General features: G+C 67.0%; 22 protein-coding genes. 6 read left to right on the forward strand and 16 right to left on the reverse strand.

Features of this window, described 5'->3' with window-relative positions; translation table 11 throughout:
- Positions 1 to 6: 6 nt before the first annotated feature.
- Genes CXR42_RS08670 through CXR42_RS08690 form a run of 5 tightly spaced genes read right to left on the reverse strand, consistent with a single transcriptional unit; the run spans position 7 to position 4378 of the window.
- On the reverse strand, positions 7 to 1257 hold the full coding sequence (locus CXR42_RS08670) for an alpha-D-ribose 1-methylphosphonate 5-triphosphate diphosphatase (protein WP_103257158.1): 1251 nt from the start codon (positions 1255 to 1257) through the stop codon (positions 7 to 9).
- Positions 1254 to 1922 (reverse strand): class I SAM-dependent methyltransferase, encoded by a 669-nt coding sequence (locus tag CXR42_RS08675; RefSeq protein ID WP_245875394.1) that lies wholly within the window; start codon positions 1920 to 1922, stop codon positions 1254 to 1256. Before CXR42_RS08675 ends, CXR42_RS08670 begins: the two co-directional genes overlap by 4 nt.
- Positions 1919 to 2713 carry a phosphonate ABC transporter, permease protein PhnE gene (gene phnE / locus CXR42_RS08680; RefSeq protein WP_103257159.1) on the reverse strand — a complete coding sequence of 265 codons (795 nt, stop codon included), beginning with the start codon at positions 2711 to 2713 and terminating at the stop codon, positions 1919 to 1921. Before phnE ends, CXR42_RS08675 begins: the two co-directional genes overlap by 4 nt.
- Positions 2710 to 3510 (reverse strand): phosphonate ABC transporter ATP-binding protein, encoded by an 801-nt coding sequence (locus CXR42_RS08685; RefSeq protein ID WP_103257160.1) that lies wholly within the window; start codon positions 3508 to 3510, stop codon positions 2710 to 2712. The genes phnE and CXR42_RS08685 overlap by 4 nt, the downstream gene beginning before the upstream one ends.
- Positions 3511 to 3514: 4 nt before the next feature.
- The gene (locus CXR42_RS08690) at positions 3515 to 4378 is read right to left on the reverse strand and encodes a PhnD/SsuA/transferrin family substrate-binding protein (protein ID WP_180996008.1); all 864 of its coding nucleotides are present in this window, start codon (positions 4376 to 4378) and stop codon (positions 3515 to 3517) included.
- 236 nt (positions 4379 to 4614) lie between these two features.
- On the opposite strand from CXR42_RS08690, the gene CXR42_RS08695 reads away from it, so the two are divergent.
- Positions 4615 to 7947, forward strand: coding sequence for an Ig-like domain-containing protein (locus CXR42_RS08695; protein ID WP_103257162.1), 3333 nt, complete (start codon positions 4615 to 4617; stop codon positions 7945 to 7947).
- On the opposite strand, the gene CXR42_RS08700 is transcribed toward CXR42_RS08695, so the two are convergent.
- From CXR42_RS08700 to CXR42_RS08735, 8 genes are all read right to left on the reverse strand, one after another.
- Complete coding sequence (locus CXR42_RS08700; RefSeq protein ID WP_103257163.1) at positions 7944 to 8840, reverse strand: ornithine cyclodeaminase family protein; 897 nt, start codon at positions 8838 to 8840, stop codon at positions 7944 to 7946. The two genes, CXR42_RS08695 and CXR42_RS08700, sit on opposite strands and share 4 nt — an antisense overlap.
- Positions 8837 to 9460 (reverse strand): HAD family hydrolase, encoded by a 624-nt coding sequence (locus tag CXR42_RS08705; protein ID WP_103257164.1) that lies wholly within the window; start codon positions 9458 to 9460, stop codon positions 8837 to 8839. Before CXR42_RS08705 ends, CXR42_RS08700 begins: the two co-directional genes overlap by 4 nt.
- The gene (locus CXR42_RS08710; RefSeq protein WP_103257165.1) at positions 9450 to 10382 is read right to left on the reverse strand and encodes a DMT family transporter; all 933 of its coding nucleotides are present in this window, start codon (positions 10380 to 10382) and stop codon (positions 9450 to 9452) included. The genes CXR42_RS08705 and CXR42_RS08710 overlap by 11 nt, the downstream gene beginning before the upstream one ends.
- Positions 10383 to 10484: 102 nt before the next feature.
- Positions 10485 to 10904 (reverse strand): hypothetical protein, encoded by a 420-nt coding sequence (locus CXR42_RS08715; protein WP_103257166.1) that lies wholly within the window; start codon positions 10902 to 10904, stop codon positions 10485 to 10487.
- Between the two features lie 135 nt (positions 10905 to 11039).
- Entirely contained in the window at positions 11040 to 11501 is a 462-nt protein-coding gene (locus CXR42_RS08720; protein WP_103257167.1) for a YaiI/YqxD family protein, read from the reverse strand.
- Positions 11498 to 11995: a CAP domain-containing protein gene (locus CXR42_RS08725; RefSeq protein WP_219727941.1), complete on the reverse strand. Its 498-nt coding sequence runs from the start codon at positions 11993 to 11995 to the stop codon at positions 11498 to 11500. The genes CXR42_RS08720 and CXR42_RS08725 overlap by 4 nt, the downstream gene beginning before the upstream one ends.
- The gene (fghA, locus tag CXR42_RS08730; RefSeq protein ID WP_103257169.1) at positions 11961 to 12791 is read right to left on the reverse strand and encodes an S-formylglutathione hydrolase; all 831 of its coding nucleotides are present in this window, start codon (positions 12789 to 12791) and stop codon (positions 11961 to 11963) included. Before fghA ends, CXR42_RS08725 begins: the two co-directional genes overlap by 35 nt.
- On the reverse strand, positions 12788 to 13723 hold the full coding sequence (locus CXR42_RS08735) for an AEC family transporter (protein WP_103257170.1): 936 nt from the start codon (positions 13721 to 13723) through the stop codon (positions 12788 to 12790). Before CXR42_RS08735 ends, fghA begins: the two co-directional genes overlap by 4 nt.
- A 355-nt stretch (positions 13724 to 14078) precedes the next feature.
- Here CXR42_RS08735 and CXR42_RS08740 point away from each other — a divergent pair, with 355 nt between their 5' ends.
- Genes CXR42_RS08740 through CXR42_RS08750 form a run of 3 tightly spaced genes read left to right on the forward strand, consistent with a single transcriptional unit; the run spans position 14079 to position 17860 of the window.
- Positions 14079 to 15932: a protein kinase domain-containing protein gene (locus tag CXR42_RS08740; protein WP_180996009.1), complete on the forward strand. Its 1854-nt coding sequence runs from the start codon at positions 14079 to 14081 to the stop codon at positions 15930 to 15932.
- A gap of 40 nt (positions 15933 to 15972) precedes the next feature.
- Positions 15973 to 16827 (forward strand): FHA domain-containing protein, encoded by an 855-nt coding sequence (locus CXR42_RS08745; protein WP_245875395.1) that lies wholly within the window; start codon positions 15973 to 15975, stop codon positions 16825 to 16827.
- Positions 16808 to 17860, forward strand: a complete 1053-nt coding sequence (locus CXR42_RS08750) for a PP2C family protein-serine/threonine phosphatase (protein ID WP_245875396.1) — start codon at positions 16808 to 16810, stop codon at positions 17858 to 17860. The genes CXR42_RS08745 and CXR42_RS08750 overlap by 20 nt, the downstream gene beginning before the upstream one ends.
- Here CXR42_RS08750 and CXR42_RS08755 read toward each other — a convergent pair.
- Positions 17857 to 18552: a nitroreductase family protein gene (locus CXR42_RS08755; protein WP_103257172.1), complete on the reverse strand. Its 696-nt coding sequence runs from the start codon at positions 18550 to 18552 to the stop codon at positions 17857 to 17859. The two genes, CXR42_RS08750 and CXR42_RS08755, sit on opposite strands and share 4 nt — an antisense overlap.
- Positions 18552 to 19529 carry an iron exporter MbfA gene (gene mbfA / locus CXR42_RS08760; protein ID WP_103257173.1) on the reverse strand — a complete coding sequence of 326 codons (978 nt, stop codon included), beginning with the start codon at positions 19527 to 19529 and terminating at the stop codon, positions 18552 to 18554. The genes CXR42_RS08755 and mbfA overlap by 1 nt, the downstream gene beginning before the upstream one ends.
- 158 nt (positions 19530 to 19687) lie before the next feature.
- On the opposite strand from mbfA, the gene CXR42_RS19495 reads away from it, so the two are divergent.
- The gene (locus CXR42_RS19495; RefSeq protein WP_180996010.1) at positions 19688 to 19858 is read left to right on the forward strand and encodes a hypothetical protein; all 171 of its coding nucleotides are present in this window, start codon (positions 19688 to 19690) and stop codon (positions 19856 to 19858) included.
- A 65-nt stretch (positions 19859 to 19923) separates the two neighbouring features.
- Complete coding sequence (locus CXR42_RS08770) at positions 19924 to 20550, forward strand: TetR/AcrR family transcriptional regulator (RefSeq protein WP_103257175.1); 627 nt, start codon at positions 19924 to 19926, stop codon at positions 20548 to 20550.
- Here the strand turns inward: CXR42_RS08770 and CXR42_RS08775 are convergent.
- A complete protein-coding gene (locus CXR42_RS08775; RefSeq protein ID WP_103257176.1) occupies positions 20532 to 21221 on the reverse strand; it encodes an NYN domain-containing protein in 690 nt (229 codons plus the stop codon). The two genes, CXR42_RS08770 and CXR42_RS08775, sit on opposite strands and share 19 nt — an antisense overlap.
- Positions 21222 to 21239: the final 18 nt, after the last annotated feature.

Here is a 21239-nt window from a genome sequence, read left to right on the forward strand (position 1 = left end):
GGCCTCCTAAAGGGCGGCTTCGGGCAGGGCGGCTTCGGGAAGAGGGAGCAGCGGCAAGGCGGAATAGCCCCCCCGGCCCGCAACCCAGGTGCGCAGGGGGGCGGGGGGCTGGCCCTCGGGCCAATCAAGGAGCAGAAGGTCCGCGCGCAGGCCGGGGGCGATGCGCCCGCGGTCGGTCAACCCCATTGCCCGGGCCGGGTTCAGCGAGACCAGGTTCCACAGCACCGGCAGCGGCGCCACGCGGTCGGCCTGCAACCGAACCATCGCGCCCAGCATGGCGGGGTAGAAGTAATCCGACGCCAGGATATCGCACAGCCCGCGCGCGATCATCGCGGCCGCGCCGGGGCTGCCCAGATGGCTGCCGCCGCGCATCGCGTTCGGCGCGCCCAGGATGATCGGGTCGCCCGCCGCACGCGCGGCCAGAAAGACGCGCTCGTGCATCGGAAACTCGGCCACCGTGGCGCCAAGATTGCGGTAATAGGCCCGGGTCTCGACCTGGCTGTCGTCATGCGACAGCATCGGGGCATTGGCGCTGCGGGCCAGCGCCGCCATCCGGGCGACATGGGCCGGCACCTCGGCCCGCCGCGCCCAGACGCCGGTCAGAAGGGCCACATACTCCTCGGGCGAGACATGGGCACGGCGGGCGTGGTCGGCCATCTTCTTCTGGAAGCGCGGCGCGTCAAAGGGCGTGACCGGATAGCCGGCCACCTGGTCAAAGGGCCGATCCTGCACCGCCACATCCGGGTGCAGCAGCATCGAGGTCGTATGGTCGTTGAAGGCCAGCGCCGGGCGGTCGGCACTGGTCAGGGCCTGGGAAATCAGCGGCTCGGCCTCGTGGCAGAAGGTCTCCCAGCGCAGTTGCAGGCGGTTGTCCACGGTCAGGCGGGGACGCAGGCGCTCCAGCGCGCGCAGGATCTGCCAGCCGGTGTCCACGCTGCGCAGGCCCGGCTCCCAGGACAGGGTCAGGGCGTGATATGCGGTGGCGATGCCATTCGCGGCCAGTTGGCGGTCAGTCTCCAGCAGCGCGGTCTCCACCGGGACCATGACGCCGGGGCGGGGCATCACCTGACGCTCGAACGCGTCGCCATGCGCATCGACGAAGGCCGGGGCAAGCAGCCGACCCCGCGCCGGGATCACCGCCGCCCCGTCGCGGGCCACGTCGATGCCGGTGATGCGCCCCGCCTCGATGCGGACCGAGGCGATCTCGACCCGGTCCTCCAGGACGACGCGGGCGCCTTCGATCAGCTCGGCCCTCATGCCAGACGCTCGGCCAGCAGGTGCCAGTGCCAGGAGCCGGGCTTGCCATGCGGGCGGTCGAACAGGGTAAAGACCTCGAACCCCCACATCAGCGACAGCAGGTCGGGCGCGGTGCAGAAGTAATGCGGGTGGATCTTGTCGCCCTCGCCCTCGAACACCCAGGTGTTGCGGCTGATCTCGCGGCCCGGGGCGGCGGCCCGTTCGACCGGCAGGCGGCGGGCGGACAGCATGGTGGCCATGAAGGTGCCACCCGGGCGCAGGACGCGGGCCACCTCGGACAGCGTGCGGCGGACGACGGTTTCGTCGCCGTGATAGATGACGTTCCAGGCCAGGACATGGTCGAAGCTGGCGGCGGCGAAGGGCAGGTCGGTCATCGGCGCCTGCACCGTGTCGATGGTCAGCCCCTTGGCGAAGGCGGCGGCGGCAACGGCGGCGGTCGCGGCCTCGGAGGCATCAAGCGCGGTGACCTGGTGGCCGTCCTCGGCAAAGGCCAGCGCGTGCCGGCCGATCCCCGCGCCCAGATCCAGGATGCGAGAGCCGGGGCGCAGGGTGCTGACATGGTCGATGGCCCAGGGCTCGGGCATGGCCCAGGGCGACGCGGCATCGGCCTTCTTCCACTCGGCGTTCCAGTACAGATGCGCGGTGTCGGTGAGCATGTGGTTCATATCAGCTTCCTTCTGATCCAGCCCGAGCCCTGCTCGACGGCGATGACCAGGACCAGCATCATCAGGATGATGGCCAGCGCCTCGTCATAGTTGAAAAGGTCGAAGGCGACCTTGAGGTCGACCCCGATGCCGCCTGCGCCCACCAGCCCCAGGGCGGCGGAACCGCGCACGGATTTCTCCAGCGCGAACAGCGAGGTGGCGGTGAACGACGGCAGGCAGGCCGGGATCACGGCGGACCCGATGATGCCCAGCCGGCTGGCCCCGATCGCGCGCAGGGCGTCCTGCGGGCCGGGGTCGGTTTCCTCCATCGCCTCGGCGAAGAAGCGGCCGGCAAAGCCGATCTTGTCCACCATGATCGCCATGACCCCGGCTGCCGGGCCAAGGCCGACGATGATGATGAAGATGATCGCCCAGACCAGGTCCGGCACGGTGCGGAACAGCGCGATCACCGCGCGGGCGGCGTGACGGACCAGCGGGTGCGGCGACAGGCGGTCGGTCGCCAGGATGGCAAAGGGCAGCGCCAGGATCAGGCCCAGGAAACAGCCGGCGACGGCCATCTGGAGGGTCTCCAGCAGTTTCCAGGCGATGGGCTCGATCCGGGTAAAGTCGGGCGGGATCATCTGCGTGAACAGGCCCGAGGGCGCGAAAAGCCGTGCGATGCCGCTGCCCAGCCGGTCAGGCGCCGGGGCCGTCGCGGCCAGCGAGGTCGCGACCAGCGCCAGCACGGCCAGAAGGGCGGCGTATTCCAGAAGGCTACGGTGCTGAAAGCGGGAAGGGGCAAGCGTTGTCATGCGGCCTCGGCGTGGTCAAAGAACTGGCGCAGGCTGGCGGCATTGGCGCGCGCGGTGGGCTGGTCCAGCGTGATCCGGCCATTGGCCAGCCCCAGGATGCGGTCCGAATAGCGCAGGGTGTGTTCCAGCCGGTGCGAGATCACCAGCAGCGACAGCCCCTCTTCGCGCACAAGGCCCAGAAGCAGCGACATCACCTCTTCCCCGGTCTGGGGATCAAGGCTGGCGTCAGGCTCGTCGGCCAGGATGAAGGCCGGGCGCTGCATCAGCATCCGGGCGATGGCGACGCGCTGCTGCTGGCCACCCGACAGGCTGTCCACCCGCACCAGCGCCCGGTCCGCCAGCCCGACACGGGCCAGGCAAGCCATCGCCTCGTCCCGGACCAGGCCCGGGGCCAGCGACTGCGCCCAGGCCCGGGGGCCGGACATCCGGGCCTGCACCCCATGCACCACGTTCGACAGCGCCGACAGGCGGGGCACCAGGTTGTGGCGCTGCCAGACGATCCCGACTTCGGCCCGAACCTGGCGCAGGGCGCGGGGGGACAGGGCGCGCATGTCGCGGCCCAGCAGGCGCACCGCGCCGGCGCTGGGTTCGATCAGCCGCACCAGGCAGCGCAGCAGGGTGGACTTGCCCGACCCGTTCGCCCCGATCAGCGCCGTGGCCTGACCGGGCGCCAGCGCAAAGTCCAGACCCTGCAACACGGGGCGGCCCGAGAATGCCTTGCACAGCCCCGCCACGGCAAGGACCGGCTCTGCCAGGGCAGAACCGGCCAGCGCCTGCAAGGGAAGCGGCGCGTTCATCCGCTCACTCGCCGACGAAGGTGGTGAACTCGGTGATGCCGATGTTGCGGAACATCGTGCGCACCACGTCATAGTCGGCATCGGTCACGGTCGGATTGAACCGGCCGCCGATGTACTTGGCGTTTTCCTCGGTGCTGGTCAGCGCGGCCAGGATGTCGGCGCCATGGTCGGCAAAGGTCTGGCGAACAGTCTCGACCACCTCGGGCGCGACCTTGGACGACGCCAGCAGGATGTCATCCGGCAGTTGCTCGCCCTTCACCAGCACGCGGAACTTCTGGTCCGGGAATTTCTCGGTGATGCTGTCGATATGCGTACGGTTCAGGCCGATCCCGGCGATTTCGCCTGCGATCAGCGCCTCGACCGCGACATTGCGGTTCAGGAACACCGGCTGATAGTCCACCGCATAGGACAGGCCCGCCATCGCCAGCAAATCCACCGGCCCCAGATGCTGCGAGGTCGAGCCGATCTCGCCGAACGAGACCATCTGCCCCTTCAGGTCAGCCGGCGCCTTGATCGGACCTTCGTCCAGCACGACGACGGTCGAGTAATAGTCCGGCCGCACCCAGGTCACCACCGGCTGGGCGTCAAGCCGGGCGTTGAACACCACATATTCCGCGGGGCCGGTCAGCACGAAATCCACCTGATCGGCGGCCATCGCCTCGACCGCGACGGTGCGGCCGGAGACCGGGAAGAACTCCACCTTCAGGCCCGAGGCGGCCTCGAACGCCGTCTTGAACGGCCCCATCTCGCGCTGCATCGCTTCCATCCCGTCGATGTCGGTGACGGCGAAACGGATGGTATCCTGGGCAGCCAGCGGCGTGGCAGCAAGACCGGCGGCCAGAAGGCCAGTGACGAAAAGGTGCTTCATGGAAGGGGCGTCCTGTTCAGGTTTCGGCTGAACCGGCGCTAGCATGGCCGAATGACAGCCCCGCGACGGCAAGATCACAGGGCTGCGACAGGGGGCGGCACGCCTTGGGCCGGCCCTTCCGGCACAGCCCCGATCAATTTGCCACATATTCCAATCTTTATTGGCCACTTCGGGTTTTTCGGTTCTTGCCATCGACCGGATCGATAAGGTTCGCCGGGATTTAAAGGGGTGCGCTGATGACGTTTTCGATGGCAATGCAACGCGGGCTCAAATCAGCCCGGCTGGCCCTTCGCGGCCTGGTCTTCGGCCTTGCCCTCTTTGGCCTCGCGCCCAGTGCAAACGCGCAATTCGTCACCTCGGTCAACCCTGTGACGCCGGATGGCACCTATGGGTTGGGAGATTTCGTGGCCTTCACGGTCGAATTCGACAGCGAAATCTTCGTGACGGGCGCGCCGCAGGTCATCATGCAAACCGGCTTTCCGGCGCTTTTTGCCGCAAGCGGCCCGCGTTCGATCACCTTTGTCTATGACACGCGGTCCGGCGATCTTGCCAGCGACCTCAGCTATGCGTCCAGCAACTCTCTGGTCCTGAATGGCGGGACGATCAACGATCCCTTCGGCAACCCGGCATTTCTGACCCTGCCATCGCCCGGCGCGCCGGGATCGCTTAGCGCCAATGCCGCTTATGTCGTGGACGGCCTGGCACCTGTGGTTTCCTCGATCGACCTGATGCAGCCAACCAATCCGACCAGCGCAACGAAAAGCTTTCGGGTGACGTTCGGCGAAGGGGTGACTGGCGTCACACTGGATGACTTCGCCATCATTGGCTCGGGCACTGCTACAGGCGCCGTTGACACAGTGCTGGCCGAAGCCGCCGACCGGTATGTTGTCACCATCTCGTCCATCAGCGGCGAAGGATCGCTAAGGCTGGCCTTGAACGCATCGGGCACCGGCATCGCCGATGATGCGGAAAACGCCTTGGGCAGCGGTTTCACCAGCGCCGCCGCTCCGGTCGACCGCGTCGCGCCGGCGGCCCCGGTTCTGACCCAACCCACTGCGATCTATACCAGTCTGGCCTTCGTGACGGCCGGCGGCACGGCTGAACCGGGGGCGCTTGTCTCGGTTCGGATCGACGGCGGCACGGCAGGCACGACACCTGCCGATCTGGCCGGGAACTGGTCCTTTTCAACCACCCTGACCGAGGGGCTGCACACGGTCTCGGCCGTTGCAGCGGATGCGGCTGGCAACCAGTCTCCGCCGTCGAACAGCTTTACCTTCAACATCGATCTTACCGCCCCGCCAGCCCCTGCGATCACCACGCCCTTCAACGGTCAGAGCTTCAACACCGCCACGCCCACTTTCGCCGGGACCACCGAGCCTTTTGCGACCGTCCAGGCGCAGGTCGATTCCGGGTCCGGATATGCAAGCGTCGGGTTCACCACTGCGGCTGCAGATGGCTCATGGAGCTTGACCCCCACCTCTTCGGTCGCTGGGGGTTCGGTGCGCGCCCGTGCAATCGACCAGGCCACAAACGTCTCAGCCTTCTCGGCCGGTGTCGACTTCTGGATAGACACCATCGCCCCGGCAGTGGTCTCTGTCTCGGTGCCACCAACCGGCACCTATACCGCTGGCCAGAACCTGAACTTCACCGTGAACTTCAACGAGGCGACGGTGGTCAACGGTTCTCCGCGCCTGGCCCTGGTCATCGGCACCCAGACCGTATTCGCGGACTATGTCTCTGGTTCGGGAAGCTCGGCGCTTTTCTTCCGGCACACCGTCCAAAGCGGGGCCAACGACGCCGACGGGATTCAGGTGACCGCGCTGGAGTTGAACGGGGCAACCATCCAGGACGCCGTGGGCAACGCTGCAACCCTGGCGCTGAACGGGGTGCCATCCACCGCCGGGATTCTGGTGGATACTGTCGGCGCCGCAGTCGTCTCTGTCGCGGTTCCAGCGGACGGCAACTATACCGCCGGCATGAACCTGCAGTTCACGGTTATCTTCGACGGCGATGTACTTGATCGGGACGATATCCGTCCCGAGGTTCTGATCGGGGACACCACCATACGTCCAACCTTTCTCAGTGGCGAGTTCAACGGCGACACGACAACGTTCGCCTACTCTTATACCGTGCAGTCGGGAGAGCAGGATCTGGACGGCATCACTATCGTGTCGCTTGTTGATTTGGGCATCGGGCCCTCGCTTGACATTGACGGCAACCCGATCGACCTGACGCTGCGCAATGTCCCGTCCACCGCCGGCATCCTGATCGACGCGGTCGGGCCGACGGTCGCGCTTTCGGCCCCGACGGGCCTGCAGACCGGCACTTTCCCGTTGACCATCACCTTCTCCGAACCCGTCACCGCGTTTGTCGCGGGCGACGTGACCGTGCAGAACGCGACGGTCGGCGCGCTGACCGGGGGGCCGACGGTCTACCAGGCCCAGATCACCCCAACCGGCGGCGATGTCACGCTGTCACTGGCCGCCGGTGTCGCCACCGATAGTTTCGGCAACGCCAACGCCGCCTCGGCCCCGCTGGTCGTTACCACCGCGTCGGCCGTGACCGAGTTCGAGGCGAATGCCGATCTGGTGCGCGAGATCATTACCGACCAGGCCGCCCGTGACCTCCGCGCCCGGATCGCCGCGACCGGGAAAGCGGTCAAGGCCGCGCAGGACCGGCTGGCCCTTGGCGTGCCCGGCGTGGACCGTGCGCTCTCGTTCCAGGGCAGCCTGCAGGCCGATGGCGTCACCCTGTCCTCGATGGGCAGTTTCGGGGCCGAGACGGGCCTTGCCAACGGCACCCGTCGCATTCTGTGGGGCGAGTTCAGCCTGAACCGCGATGCCGAGGGCACAACCTCGGCCCGCCTCGACACCACCCTGGCGTGGGAGCGCCGCCTTTCGGACGACGCGCTGGCCGCCTGGTTCCTGGGGCTGGAGGTCGGAAGCGCCGACATCGACCGCGACTTCACCGGCCCCTTGCAGACCCTGGGCCTGTCGCTTGGCGCCTATGGCGTGCAGCGTCTGGACGAGAACCTGTATCTGCGCGGCTTTGCCAGTGTCACGGCCGGGCAGAACGATCTTGAACTGTCGAACGGCATCCTGTCGCTGCAATCCGACTACCGGACCCGCAGCCTGCAGGCCGGGGCGACCCTTGCCGGTGTCCTGCCGATGGACGGCTGGGAATTGCGTCCCGAGCTAAGCCTTGCCGTCGGCCGCACGTGGCTGGGCACGCTGGACCTGACCGGCTCGGCCTATGGCACCAGCGGCGCATTCCAGCTGGACGCGGGCGAGGTGACGCTGGCCACCCTGACCTTCCAGCCCGAATTCATCCTGCCGCTGGACGGCCGCCCGGTGGCTGATGCTTCGTCCCTGTTAAGCATCGCCCCGGGCCTGACCTGCGAAAGCGTCTCAGGCGTCGAGGACTGGTCGGACTGCGGCCTCGCCTTTGGCCTGGGCGTCCAGCACCAGTCCGACGACGGCCTGGTCCGCTATGGCGCCGATCTGGACGTGACCCGCGTCGGCCCGCGCAAGGACACCGCGCTTAGCCTGTCGCTGGAGCATCGCTTCTAGCGGCGGCTCCAGCGGTCGGCAATGAAGCGGGCGGTCATCAGGTCCAGATGCGCCCCGCCGCCGTTCTTGGCGATGGTGATCTCGTCCCGCGACCCGCGCGCGTAAAGCGCGGGGTCGTCGTAGAAATCCGCCAGGATATCGGCCTCGGTGATTGCGCCGCTGGCCAGGGGGTCCATGATCTCGCCGATGTGGTGGATCGTGGTCGCCCGGCTGTCCACGAACAGCCGCGCGCGTTGCAGGGCAAGGTCGTCCACCTCGCGCATCCCCGGCTTGAACGCGCCGATCAGGTCCAGATGCTGGCCCGGCTGCAACCATTCGCCCCTGACCACCGGCGCGGTCGCCATCGTCGCGGTGCAGATGATGTCCGCGCCCTTGACCGCCGCTTCCAGATCCTCGGCCACCGGCAGGCCCATCGCCACCGCCGTTTCGCGGCTGCGGCTCCAGACGGTGAAACGCGCCTCGGGGAACAGGCTGGAATAGGCCTCGACCATGGACCGCGCCACCGTCCCCGCCCCCACCAGCAGGATGTTGCGGCTGTCCTTCCGGGCCAGGCGGCTGGCCGACAGAAGCGAATCCCCCGCCGTTTTCCACTTGGTCACCAGGTGGAAATCCACGATCGCCGAGAGAACCCCCGTCGCATCGTCGAACAGCGTCACCGCGCCGTTGACCGTGGGCAACCCACGCGCGGCATTGCCGGGATGCACCAATGCCACCTTGACCAGCGACCCCAGCCCGTCGATCCAGGCCGCCCGGTCCAGAAGGGTATCGTCCCCCCGGTGCAGGAACAGGTCCTTGATCCCGGCGCGGGGCAGCCGGTGCCCGGCCTCCAGCGCGGCCAAGAGCCCCGGCCAATCCAGATGCGCCTCGGCCTCGCGCGTTACGATCTCGGTCACAGCCCAGCCTCCCCTTCCGTCAACAGCCCCTCGGCCACCAGCCGCCGGGCCCAGCCTTGCCAGCTTTCGAACTGATGCGTGCGCCAGCCCCGCCGCGCCGCCGCAGTGATGTTGTCCGCCCGGTCGTCGGTGAACAACAACCGCTCCGGCGCAATCCCGCTGTCCGCCTCGACCAGCGCATAGATCGCCGGGTCTGGCTTCATCACCCCCAGCCGGCCCGAGACATATTCCCGGTCGAACTCGCCCAGAAACTCCAGCCAGCCCTTCGCGGCCTCATAGGAATAGCGCCCGAAATTCGTCAGCGCAAAGACCGGCACCCCCTTCCGCCGCAAGGCCCGCAGCAGGGCGATGGAGCCTTCGATCCGCGGGCTGGCCAGATCGGCCCAGCGGTCGTGCCACATCCGCACCTCGGCCGCCCAGTCCGGGTGCCGGTCGGCCCAGTCATAGACCGTTTCGCGAAACAGGGCGCCCGCATCCAGGCTTTCGTTCATCCCGTGCAGGTCAACGGCAGCGAACAGCGCACGACGGCGATCCTCGCCGATCTCGGTGTCATAGAACGCCTCGGGATGCCAGCCCACCAGCACGTTGCCGATGTCAAAGACCACCGCCTCAGGCTGCATCCGCCTGCCTCCGCATCGTTTCGCGCCAGATCACATAAAGGCCCGCGCCGCAGATCAGCGCAATCCCGACCCAGGCGGTCGCATCCGGGAAGGTGCCAAAGACCAGCACGCCCCACAGGATCGCCATCGGCATCCCCACATATTCGAACGGCGCAATCAGGCCCGCTTCGGCGGTGCGATAGGCCTGCGTGACCATAAGCCCGCCAATCCCCACCGACAGGCCCGTGGCCAGGAACACCGGCCAGTCGTGCAGCGGCGGCCAGATCCAGGGGCGGAACAGGAAGGCCCACAGCTTGTCATCGGTCGCGAGATGCCCGTCGCCGACCCACAGGCCCATGACCACGCTGACCACGATGAACCCGGCCTGCACATAGAACGACAGGGTCATGGCGCTTTCCGTCCCGCCCATGTGCCGTGCCAGCAGGTTGCCGCTGGCGTAAAGCACGGCCGAGATCAGGACCAGCACCGCCGCCGGCTGGATCACCCCCGCGCCGGGGCGCAGCATGACGACGACGCCCAGCATCCCCACACCAATCGCCGCCCAGCGCCGTGGCCCCACCTTCTCGCCCAGGACGACGATGGACAGCAGCGTGACGACGATCGGGCTGACATAGGCCACCGCCACCGCGTCGGCCAAGGGCATCGCCGCCAGCCCGACAAAGAACGTGACGTTCGAGACCATGACGATCAGCACGCGCAACAGATGCGTGCCCGGCCGGCTGGTGGCGATCTGCGACCAGCCGCGCTCGGACATATGGACCACGAACAGGATGAAGGTCATCGCGACAAGGGCGCGGATCAGGATCACCTGGTGCAGCGCATAGCCGCCCGACAGGAACTTGATCGCCATGTCGTTGACGGAAAAGATCAGCGTGCCGCCTGCTGCGAACAGCACCCCGGCGAGGGCTTGATTACGTGCCATTGGGGCAGATGATCCGGGCCGGCTGGACCTGTCTGTTCCGCCCGCGACAGGACGGGTCGCGGGCAGGCAGTCGGCCCGTGGGGTTGGTCAGGGGGCGTTCGGTCAGGGCGCCGGGGTCGGCGTTGCCTCGGTCGGGGCGGGGACGGCGGCGGTCGGGTCGGCGGCGGTAGGGTCGGCGGGGGCCGCGTCCGTCGGGGCCTCCTCGGCCTCCGGTGCAGGGTCCACGGGCGCCGGTTCGGTCGCTGGCGTGGTGGGGTCGGTGGCGGCAAGCGCCGCTTCGGCCGCAAGGGTCTCGATCTCCGCCGTCAGCTGGTCAACCTTGGCCTGCAGCGCATCCGCCCGGTCTTCCACGGCGACGCGCTCGGCCTCAAGCGCGGCCTTCTCGCCTTCCAGCGTGGTCAGCGCGGTTTCGCGGGCGGACAGTTCGGCCTGCAATCCGTTGACCTGCTGGCTGGCCTGGTAGGCGTAGAAACCCAAGGAAGCGGTGGACACCGCCAGGATCGCAAGCATCAGGTTTTTCATCGGGAAGGCTCCAGATCGGGGGCGCGGGCCAAGACACCACATGGCTGGGCCGCAGACAACAGATTTGCATGTGTGGTTGCGGGCAAATGTTAAGAAATCCTGAACGGATTTCGCCAAGTGCCTGATATTCAAAGGTTAGCGCGACTTGTCCACTGTGGACACCTGCCGCAGCACCCGGTCAAGGACGTCACGGAACCGGCTGCGGTCGGCCTTCCCGAACGGCCGGCCCCCGCCCTGCCGGAACGGATCGGCCGCCCGCAGGTCGGCCATCAGGTCCCGCGTCGCCAGGGCCATCCCCACGTTGGCCGCGGTCAGCTCCTCTCCGTTCGGCTTCACCACCCGCGCCCCGGCCGCGACACAGCGGGCCGCCAGCGGGATGTCCGATGTGACGACCACATCCCCCGGCCCGCAAGCCTCGGCGATCCATTTGTCCGCCTCGTCGGGCCCGGCCGAGACAAAGACACTCTCGACCAGCGGGTTCTGCGAGGGCCGGATGCCCCCGTTCGAGACCAGCACCATCCGCACCCGGTGCCGGGTGGCGACCGCCTCGGCCTCGGCCTTCACCGGGCAGGCATCGGCATCGATGAAGACCGTCATTTCGGGGCCGCGAAGACCTGGACCCAGTAATAGCGGAACGGCTGGCTTTGCCCCCGGATCGGCGCGTCGTCGGGTTGGTAGATCACGGCGATCCCCGTCTCTTTCAGGCGGCAGTTCAGGATGTTCTTGCGGTGGCCCGCGCTTTTCAGCCAGCTGCCCAGCACCTGCGAGGCCGACTTCTGCCCCGCCGCGATATTTTCGGCCGCGGCACGATAGCTGTAGCCCTGCCGCTTGATCCGGTTCGAGAACTTGCTGCCGTCCTTGCCGGTGTGCCCGAAGAAGTTCTGCTCGGCCATGGCGCGGGCATGGGCCTTTGCGGCGGCGGTCAGCTTGGGGTTGATCCGCAACGGCGCGCAGCCCGCCTTGGCCCGCGCGGCGTTCACCCCGGCCAGCACCGTCTGCGCGGTGTCGGCCGCACCTGGTGCCGGCAGGGCCAGCACCAGCGCAAGAAGAAGGGCCTTAGCCCAGCAGAGCCGAAGCATGAAACTGGACATGATCTTCCATGAAGGTCGAAACGAAGAAATAGCTGTGATCATAGCCCTTCTGCATCCGGAAGGTGCCCCCCTGCCGCGCGGCGGTCATCGCCTCGGCCAGGGTCTCGGGCTTCAACTTGTCGAGGAACTGGTCCGACGTTCCCTGATCCACCAGCATCGGCCCGTCAAATCCCCGTCGCCGCATCAGCAGGCTGGCATCATGCGCCGCCCAGGACGACTCGTCAGGGCCGAGATAGGCCGAAAGCTGCGGACGGCCCCAGTCGCTGGCCGTCGGGTTGCAGATCGGGGCGAAGGCCGAGACGCTGGCGAAGCGACCTGGAAAGCTCATCGCGATGGTCAGCGCGCCATGACCGCCCATCGAATGGCCGGTGATCGCCTGCGCCTCTTCGGCCAGCGGGAAGGCGTTGAACAGAAGGCGCGGCAGTTCGTCCGTCACATAGTCCCACATGCGGAAATGCGGCGCCCAAGGTTTCTGGGTGGCATTGACGTAGAAGCCCGCGCCCTGGCCCATGGCAAAGTCCGGGTCGTTCGCCACGCCCTCGCCCCGCGGCGAGGTGTCGGGGAACACCAGCGCGATCCCGGCCTCGGCCGCCCAACGCTGCGCGCCGGCCTTGACCATCGCATTCTCATGCGTGCAGGTCAGCCCCGACAGGAACCACAGAAGCGGGACCGGCCCATCCTCGGCCTGCGCGGGCAGGTAGAGGCCGAAGGTCATGTCGCAGCCAGTCGTCTGCGCGGGATGGGTGTAGACCCCCTGGACGCCACCAAAGGCGCGATTTTCCGATACGGTTTTCATGGTGAACCCCCTTGGCCGATCAGGGCGATGACCGCCGTCACCGTCAGGACCGAAGCCGCGGTGGACAGCAGGATCGCTGTGGAAACCCGTTGCGGCGCAACGCGGTAGTGCTGCGCCAGAATGAAGACGTTGCCGGCGACAGGCAAGGCGGCTGCCGCAATCGTGACCCCTGCGGCATAGCCGCCGATCCCGAAGGCCCAGCAGGCCGCCGCCACCGCCGCCGGGTGCAGAACCAGCTTCGCCGTCGAAAGCCAGGCCGCGACCTGCATCCGTTCAGCCGAACGACCGGCCAGCGAGGCGCCGATGGCAAACAGGGCGCAGGGCGTTGCCGCCGCGCCAAGAAGGGACATGAACTCGTTCACCGGGCCGGGCAGCGCGAGGCCAGTCGTCCCCCAGGCAATGCCAAGGACGGTCGAGACGATCATCGGGTTCTTGGCCAACCCCACGGCCAGGATGCGGAAGGTCTGCGCGCTGACCCGCCCTGCGCGAAGGCCGGTGACCGACATGGTCAGGATCGAGGAGAACACGATCAGATCCACCGCCAGCACCAGAAGCACCGGCCCCACTGCATCCGGCCCCAGCAGCAGCGCCAGCATCGGGATGCCCAGAAAGCCCACGTTGCCGATAACGCCGGTATGCGCCTCGAACACCGCTTCTTCGCGGTTGGTTCCACGCCAGAGTGCGACGGCCGCGACCAGCAGCCAGACGACCGACGTGCCCAGAAGATAGGCCAGCACCAAGGGCCAGGACAGGATGGCGGCCACGTCAAGATTGGCGGCAAAGCCGAACAGCATGGCCGACAGCGCGAAGTAAAACACGAAGCGGGTGAGATAGACCGTCGCCTCTTCACTGAAGAACCGGGTGCGGACGGCCGCATAGCCCAGACCGATCACGGCGAAGAACGGCAGGATTTTCAGGAAGATCTCGACCATGGCAGCGTCGTCTCATGCGCGGGCGGAAAGGGCAAGCGGGCGGGCCGGGAATCGGCCCCGATACCAGCCCCGCGCCCCACGGCGGACCTGACCGGCCCTTGTGGCAAAAGCTGGGCAGATGCGGCACGCAGGACTGTTCAGCGGGCGGCAACAAAGATGCGAACCGCGGCCCGGCCCCGGCGATGCAGCGAAAATCCAAGCTGCCACGACCTAAGTTCGCCCAGCAGGATCGCGGCCCGTCCGGCGGAATGTGGCGGAAAAGGAACGAATTGGCATCACGATTTGGCCCAACTCCGCCGGTATCACGAGAGGATGCCGGCCAAGGTTGGTGGGGCAAGTATTACCAGGTGAAATGATGACATCGGCTGCTGCAAGGATCGACGATACCGGCGAGGAACGTTTCGCCGACGAACTGAAACCGGGGACAAAGCTCCTTTACGGTCAGTTCACGATCGAGTCCTTCCTGAACAGCGGCGGTTTCGGCATCACCTATGTGGCAAAGGATTCGCTCTCTCGCCGGGTCGTGGTGAAGGAATGTTTTCCTGCCAGCTTCTGCCGCCGGATCGACAATGCCGTCGGCCCGCGCAGCCGCCAGCGCCAGGAGGAATACCGGTCGATCGTGAACCTGTTCCTGCAAGAGGCGCAGAACCTTGCACGGCTGGACCATCCCCATATCGTCAAGGTTCACCAGGTTTTTGAGGATAACGAGACCGCCTATATGGCGATGGACTATATCCAGGGCCCCGATCTGCTGGAGACGGTCGAAGGCAAGATTGCCCGGCTGGAACCGCAGGAAATCGTCGGCATTCTGGGCAAGGTGCTGGACGCGGTGGGCTATGTCCACGAGCAGGGGCTTTTGCACCGCGACATCTCGCCCGACAACATCCTCTTGGACCGTGCGACCGGCAATCCGGTGCTGATCGACTTTGGCGCCTCGCGCAAGGAAATGACCCGGAAAAGCCGGGCGCTGTCGGGGCTGCGGGTGGTGAAGGACGGTTACTCGCCACAGGAATTCTATATCGCGGGCAGCAAGCAGGCGCCCTGCAGCGACCTTTACGCACTCGCGGCCAGCTTTTACCACCTGATCACTGCGGAAACGCCCTGTTCGTCGCAGGAACGGCTGTCGGCCATCGCCAACCGCGAGGCTGATCCGCATCGCCCGCTGGCCGGCCGGATCAAGGGCTATCCGCCGGCCTTTCTGGCGGCTATCGACAAGGCAATGGCGATCTTCCCGCGCGACCGGCTGCAAAGCGCCGCGGAATGGCAGGCGATGCTGCGTGAACCCACGGCCGCCGTGGCGCTGCGGACGCCGCAGCCCGTGCTTCCGGCTGACGCCATGGCCGGGCTTCGTGTCGTCGACCCGGTGCCGGTGCCGACTGCTGATCCCTTCCCTGAAGTCGCGGCCCGCCCGGTCGATCGCGTGATCTCGGCCCAGCCCGCGCCGCGCGGCGTTTCGGCCCCCGTCGCGCCAGCCCCCGCCGCACGCCGCTTTGGTCGTCCGCCGCGCGATATCCTGATGCTTTCGGCGGCGGCCATGCTGCTGCTGGCCGGCGTCATGTCGATGCCGATGGACCTGTCCCGCCAGCCCACCGCGTCGCAGCCCCAGGCGATCGAAGTGGCGGCCCTGCCCACCGTGGCCGCCGACGCGCCCTTTACGCTGTACCGCGCCGTGCGCCTGCCGTTCCTGGCCGATCCGGCCGATCCGACGCTGGTGACGGATGTGTTGCCCAGTTCGCCCCTGTGGATGCAGCCCGGCCAGCGGATCGTCGAGGTGAACGGCCAGCCGGTGCAGGACGGTGCCTCGCTGCCGGCGATGCTGGCGCAGGGCGTGGACCTGGCGACGGTGACCGAGCTGAAGGCGATCATCGGCTATGAGGCGGCGCCCGGCGCCGATATCGTCCGCAAGATGGAGGCCCTGGCGGTCGTCGTCGAATTGCAGTTGGCCAACGGGCTGGCCTTCAACATGGTCGAGACGCCGACCGGCACGCGCACGGTCGTCGCGGCCGTGCCAACGGGGGCAGAGACCGACCTTCAGGTCGGGGACGTGCTGCTGGTCTACCGCCCCACGGGCGAGACCATCGGGACGACTGGTGCATTGAGTGCTATACTTGAACGAGAGCTGTCTGGTGGTGTTGCAACTTTCGGCTTCACCGTCCAGCGTAAGGGCAGCACGCTGGACACAACTTTCCGCCTGACGGAGGGCGCATGACGCCACACGCAGTCGGTTTGCAGAATCAGGGGAGAACACCTTGAAGTTCCTTCGCTCACTCTTCGGCAAGGGGGCAGAACCTGCCAAACCCGCGCCAGTGGCCGAACCCGGCCCCGACCCGGTGATGGCCGCGCTGGCCGAACTGGAAGTCAAACGCCTGCGCGAACAGCTTGCCCAAGTTGCTCCGACGCCCGCGGCTTCGGCACCGGCCCCTTCGGCTGAGGCCGATCTTCCGGCCGCCCGCCCCAGCCGCGTGGTCAAGCAGAAGGTCTCGCTGCCCGATGGCGCCAGCCCTTCGGTCAACATCTGGGATCTGGAAGAGAGCGACCTGAAGGCCCAGAAGCCGGCGCCCACCCCGCCGCCTGCGGCCGAGACCGAACGGCGGCGCCCGACCCGCACCAAGACTCGCATCCTGGGCTTCGACGTGCAGCCGACCTCGGTCGTGCCGCTGTTCGAAGAGCCCGAGAAACCGTCGATGCCGGTGGCCGAGGCTGCTCCGGGCCAGGGGCATGTGATGTTCCCGACGGGCTGGCTGGTCGTGAAAGAGGGCCCCGGCAAAGGGGCGGCCTTTGCCTTGACCCAAGGCGTCAGCCAGATCGGTCGCGGTGTTGACCAGACGGTTGCGCTGGACTTTGGCGACATGGCGATCTCGCGGCAGAACCATGCGGCGATCGCCTATGACCCGGCCAGCCACCGCTTTCACATCGGCCATGGCGGCAAGTCGAACCTGGTGCGGCTGAACGGCAAGCCGCTGCTGTCGACCGAAGCGGTGGGCGACGGCGACGTGATCCAGATCGGCGAGACGACGCTCTTGCTGAAAGTGCTCTGCACGCCTGACTTCAACTGGGTGGCCAACGAGGCCGGAGGAGACGGGCATGATGTGGCGATCGCGTGAGCCGCGCTATGATGTCGCCTCGGGCATTTCCCAGGGCGCACGCGACTATCAGGAAGACGCGATCACCAGCGATTTCCCGGTGGGCGCCGAGGCCGGCTTTGTCGTGCTGGCCGACGGCATGGGCGGTCATGCGGCCGGCGATGTCGCGTCGAAGATCGTCCTGACCGAGGTCTACAGCGAGCTGAAGTTCCACTTCGCCGATGTCGACGCCTTCGAGACCCGCGCACCCGAGATCCTGCGCGGCGTGGCCGACCTTGCGAACGAGACCCTGCGCCAGCACACCCGCACCCACCCCGAGACGCAGGGCATGGGCGCGACGCTGGTGGTGCCGGCGCTGGTCGAGAACCGGCTGTGGTGGATCTCGGTCGGCGATTCGCCCCTGTTCCTGTACCGGGGCGGCAAGCTGGTGCAGCTGAACGAGGACCACTCGATGGCGCCGCAGATCGACTTCATGGTGAAGTCGGGCCTGATGGAGGCCGAGGTCGGCGCGAACCACCCGGACCGCAACTGCCTGATCTCGGTGCTGATGGGCACGCGGATCCCCAAGATCGACTGCCCGGCCAAACCCTATGAGCTGAAGGCCGGGGATATCGTGGTCTGCTCGTCGGACGGGCTGCAGTTCCTGACCAATGCGCAGATCGAGCGGGTGCTGCACAAGTACCGCAAAAGCCGCTCGACCGAGATCGCCGAACGCCTGCTGGAAGAGCTGAACCGCCTGGCCGACCCCGACCAGGACAACATCAGCTTCACCATCATCAAGGTGAACGACGCCAGCACCCGCCCCAAGGAAAACCGAACCCCCCGCCCCTCCATGGCCGTCACACGGCCAAAGCGGCTGACAACCGTCGCGTCAGAGCCGATGCTGCTTCCCCTGAAGCTGAACCCGGAGTCGGAAGTCGCCCGTGAAGTGCTGGCCGCTCCGGCCCGCGAGGCGGATGCGGAGGAGGACCCAGAGGCCGAGCCTGTTGTCGATGCCGTTGCGGTAGATGACCAGCCGACCGTCACCCCGCGCCGGGTGGCCACCCTGCGCTAGGGGCGAAAGACCGACATGATCTCGCCAAGCGGTTTCTTCCGCTTGGCGACTGCCGGCACGGTGGCGCTTTCGGCCGGATAGCCGACCGGCAGGATCATCACCGGCTTTTCATGCTCAGGCCGACCGCAAAGCGGGCCGAGGAACTTCATCGGGTTCGGTGTGTGTTCCAGGCAGACAAGGCCAGCGTGGTGGATAGCCGCGATCAGAAGGCCGGTGGCGATCCCCACGCTTTCCGGGACGTAATAGTTCTTGTAGCGCGACCCGTCCTGGGTCACCCCATAGCGCTGCGCAAAGACCACGATCAGCCAGGGCGCGTCGGTCAGATGCGGCTTGGCAACGCCGGTTCCGATCGGCTCCAGCGCCGCCAGCCATTCGTCGCTGGCACCGCCCTGATAGAAGGCGCGCTCTTCCTCCTCGGCCCCTTCGCGGATGCGGGCCTTCATCGCCGGGTCGGCAATCGCCACGAAATGCCACGGCTGGTGGTTCGCCCCCGAGGGCGCGGTCCCCGCCGCAGCGATGCAGGCGGCGATGACCGCCTCGGGCACCGGACGGGTGGAATAGTCGCGCACTGAATGGCGCTTTTTCATATAGGAAAGGAAGCTTTCGGCCGCCGCCTGCGATGCGCCCTCGTCCAGTTGCACCCGGTCGGGCAGCGGTAGCGGCTGATAGCTGACCTCACCCTTGCGATACATCACCCGCCTCCGATCAAGACCCCTGCGGCAAAGACCAGAGCACCGCCAAGCACAACCTGCAAGGCCGCGCGCAGGAAGGGGGTCTCCATGTAACGGTTCTGAATCCAGGCGATGGCCCAGAGTTCGATGAACACCACGGCGATGGCCAGGGTGGTGGCGGTCCAGAAGTCCGGGATCAGATACGGGAGCGCGTGGCCCATCCCGCCCAGCGTGGTCATCACGCCCGAGGCAATGCCGCGTTTCAACGGCGATCCCCGCCCCGACAGGACCCCGTCGTCATGTGCGGCTTCGGTGAACCCCATCGAGATGCCAGCCCCGACCGAGGCTGCCGTGCCCACCAGGAAGGTGGTCCAGGTATCCTGGGTGGCAAAGGCGGTGGCAAAGATCGGCGCCAGGGTCGAGACCGAGCCATCCATCAGCCCGGCCAGCCCCGGCTGGACCCAGGTCAGGATGAACTGACGCTTGGCGCTGGCGTCTTCGTCCGCGCGGGCGTCCTCTGGCAGGTGGCGGGATTCCAGGTCGCGGGCGTGGGCCTCGTGCCCGGCTTCGGCGGCGGCGAGGTCGCCCAGCAGCTTGCGGGTCGCGGCATCCTGGGTGCGGGCAGCGGCACGGTGGTAGAAATCCTGGGCGGCCTTCTCCATCGCCTTGGCCTCGGCCCGGATCGCGTCAAGCGACAGGGTTTCGGCCAGCCAGACCGGGCGGCGGGCGTAAAAGCCGGCCACATGCTCGCGGCGGATCAGGGGTATCACCTCGCCGAACCGGGTGCGGTGCAGGTCGATCAGGCGCTGGCGGTGCTGGTCCTCTTCCACCGCCATGCCGTCATAGACCGCGGCCGAGGCCGGATAGTCTGCGCGCAGCCGTTCGGCATAGCTGCGGTAGATCCGGGCGTCGTCCTCTTCGGAGGAGATGGCCAGGGCGAGGATTTCTTGTTCGGACAGGTCGGCGAAACGGCGACGGAATGTCAGGGCAGACAGCACGATGGCCCCCTTCTTTGGAATGGTTCTAATGTAACCCGGGGCCAGCCATGTGCAAGCCGGGATTTTCTGAACCCGTCAGTTCATTTTTCCACTTGCCAAACTGAACTGCTCGGTTCAGAACTGTTTCTGAACTTGTGAGTTCAGATATGGAGATCCCGATGCCCCGCCTGATCCTGGCCCTTGCCGCCGCCCTGTCCCTGTCCGCCCCCGTGGCCGCGCAGTCGCTGTCCACGCTGCTGCCGCTGATCAGCTTCCCCGATACCGTTGTTGATCCGTCGACCAAGGGCTGCGCCGTGGAAACGGACAAGGTCTGCCAGCTGCAGGAATGACCCTGCCCTTCGCCTTGCTTGCTGCACCCGGTCCCGATGATCTATGGTCCCCTGAAGGGGGGCCGATGAACGCCATCGCAGATCACGGGGTCCGGCGCGGACGGAAGTTCGAGCAGGTGCTGGACGGGGCGCGCAAGATCTTCTTGCGCGACGGGTTCGAGCGCGCCTCGGTCGACGACATCGCGCGCGAGGCGGGCGTGTCGAAGGCGACGATCTATGCCTATTTCCCCGACAAGCAGTTGCTGTTCCTTGAGGTCGCGCGCTGCGAATGCCACCGCCAGACCGAAGAGGCCGAAGCCTCGGTCGAGGGGGATGTTCCGGTGCGCGTCGCACTGACGATCGCGGCAGAGCGGATCGTGCAGTTCCTGATGTCGGATTTCGGCCAGCGGATGTACCGCATCGTCGTGGGTGAGGGCGAACGTTTCCCCGGCCTGGGCCGACAGTTCTATGACTTTGGGCCGGGGCTGATCCATGACCGGCTGGTGCATCACCTGCGCTGCTATGTCGAAGGTGGAACGCTGCGGATCGACGACCTGGACCTTGCGGCGGACCAGTTCGCCCAGCTGTGCAAGGCCGCGATCCATGAGAAGCTGATCTTCGGCATGGCCGAAACGATTCGCCCCGAGGACCTGCACCGCAGCGTCCATGGCGCGGTGGACATGTTCATGGCGCGTTATGGGGTGACGGGCTGAGTCGCCAACCGCACCCGGGCCTGGGGGCCCTTCGGATCGCAAGCGAAGAGGTCGGGATGCGCCAGAAGCCAGGCGCGCCAGGTCTTCTGTAGCGTCTCGGAAATCTTGATACCCGTTTTCTGCCCGGCGGGCCCAAGCGAGTGGATCGGAAAACCCGCCGCCCCTGCTGCGGCAACGATCGTCTTCACCTGATCGACCATCGGGTCCACGCGCTGTTGCTTGGGTTTAGGAACCACATTTGGCTTCGGCGTCGCGGCTTTCGGCTTTCCCAGCCAATCGACCCAGAACCCCTGCTCGCGCAGGTGGTTCACAAGGGGTGCAAAGTCCCGGTCATCCGAGACGATGATGAAAGCCGTCGCCAGGCCGCGATGCGCCAGGTCCATCGCCGCGACGACAAGCATCATGTCCGCCCGGTTCTTCCCGGCCGAGGTCGGGCTGTGAGTGGCCGTGTAGGCGATGTCCTGCGCCCAGTCCTTGTGCAGCGCCATGTCGCCAAAGACACGGCGGATCGTCACCTCGCCCCGGAGGCGGGCCTCAGCCTCGACCTTGGCCACCTCGGCCCGGGGGAAATTGTCCCCGTCGATCAGGATGGCAACGCGGGGACGGGTCGGGGCGGTAAATGTGGGGGCAGGATGCATTGCAGGATCACCGGAGATAACGACGACGATCATCCAATGAAATGCGGCGGT

The sequence above is a fragment of the Tabrizicola aquatica genome (assembly GCF_002900975.1).
Taxonomy (GTDB): domain Bacteria; phylum Pseudomonadota; class Alphaproteobacteria; order Rhodobacterales; family Rhodobacteraceae; genus Tabrizicola; species Tabrizicola aquatica.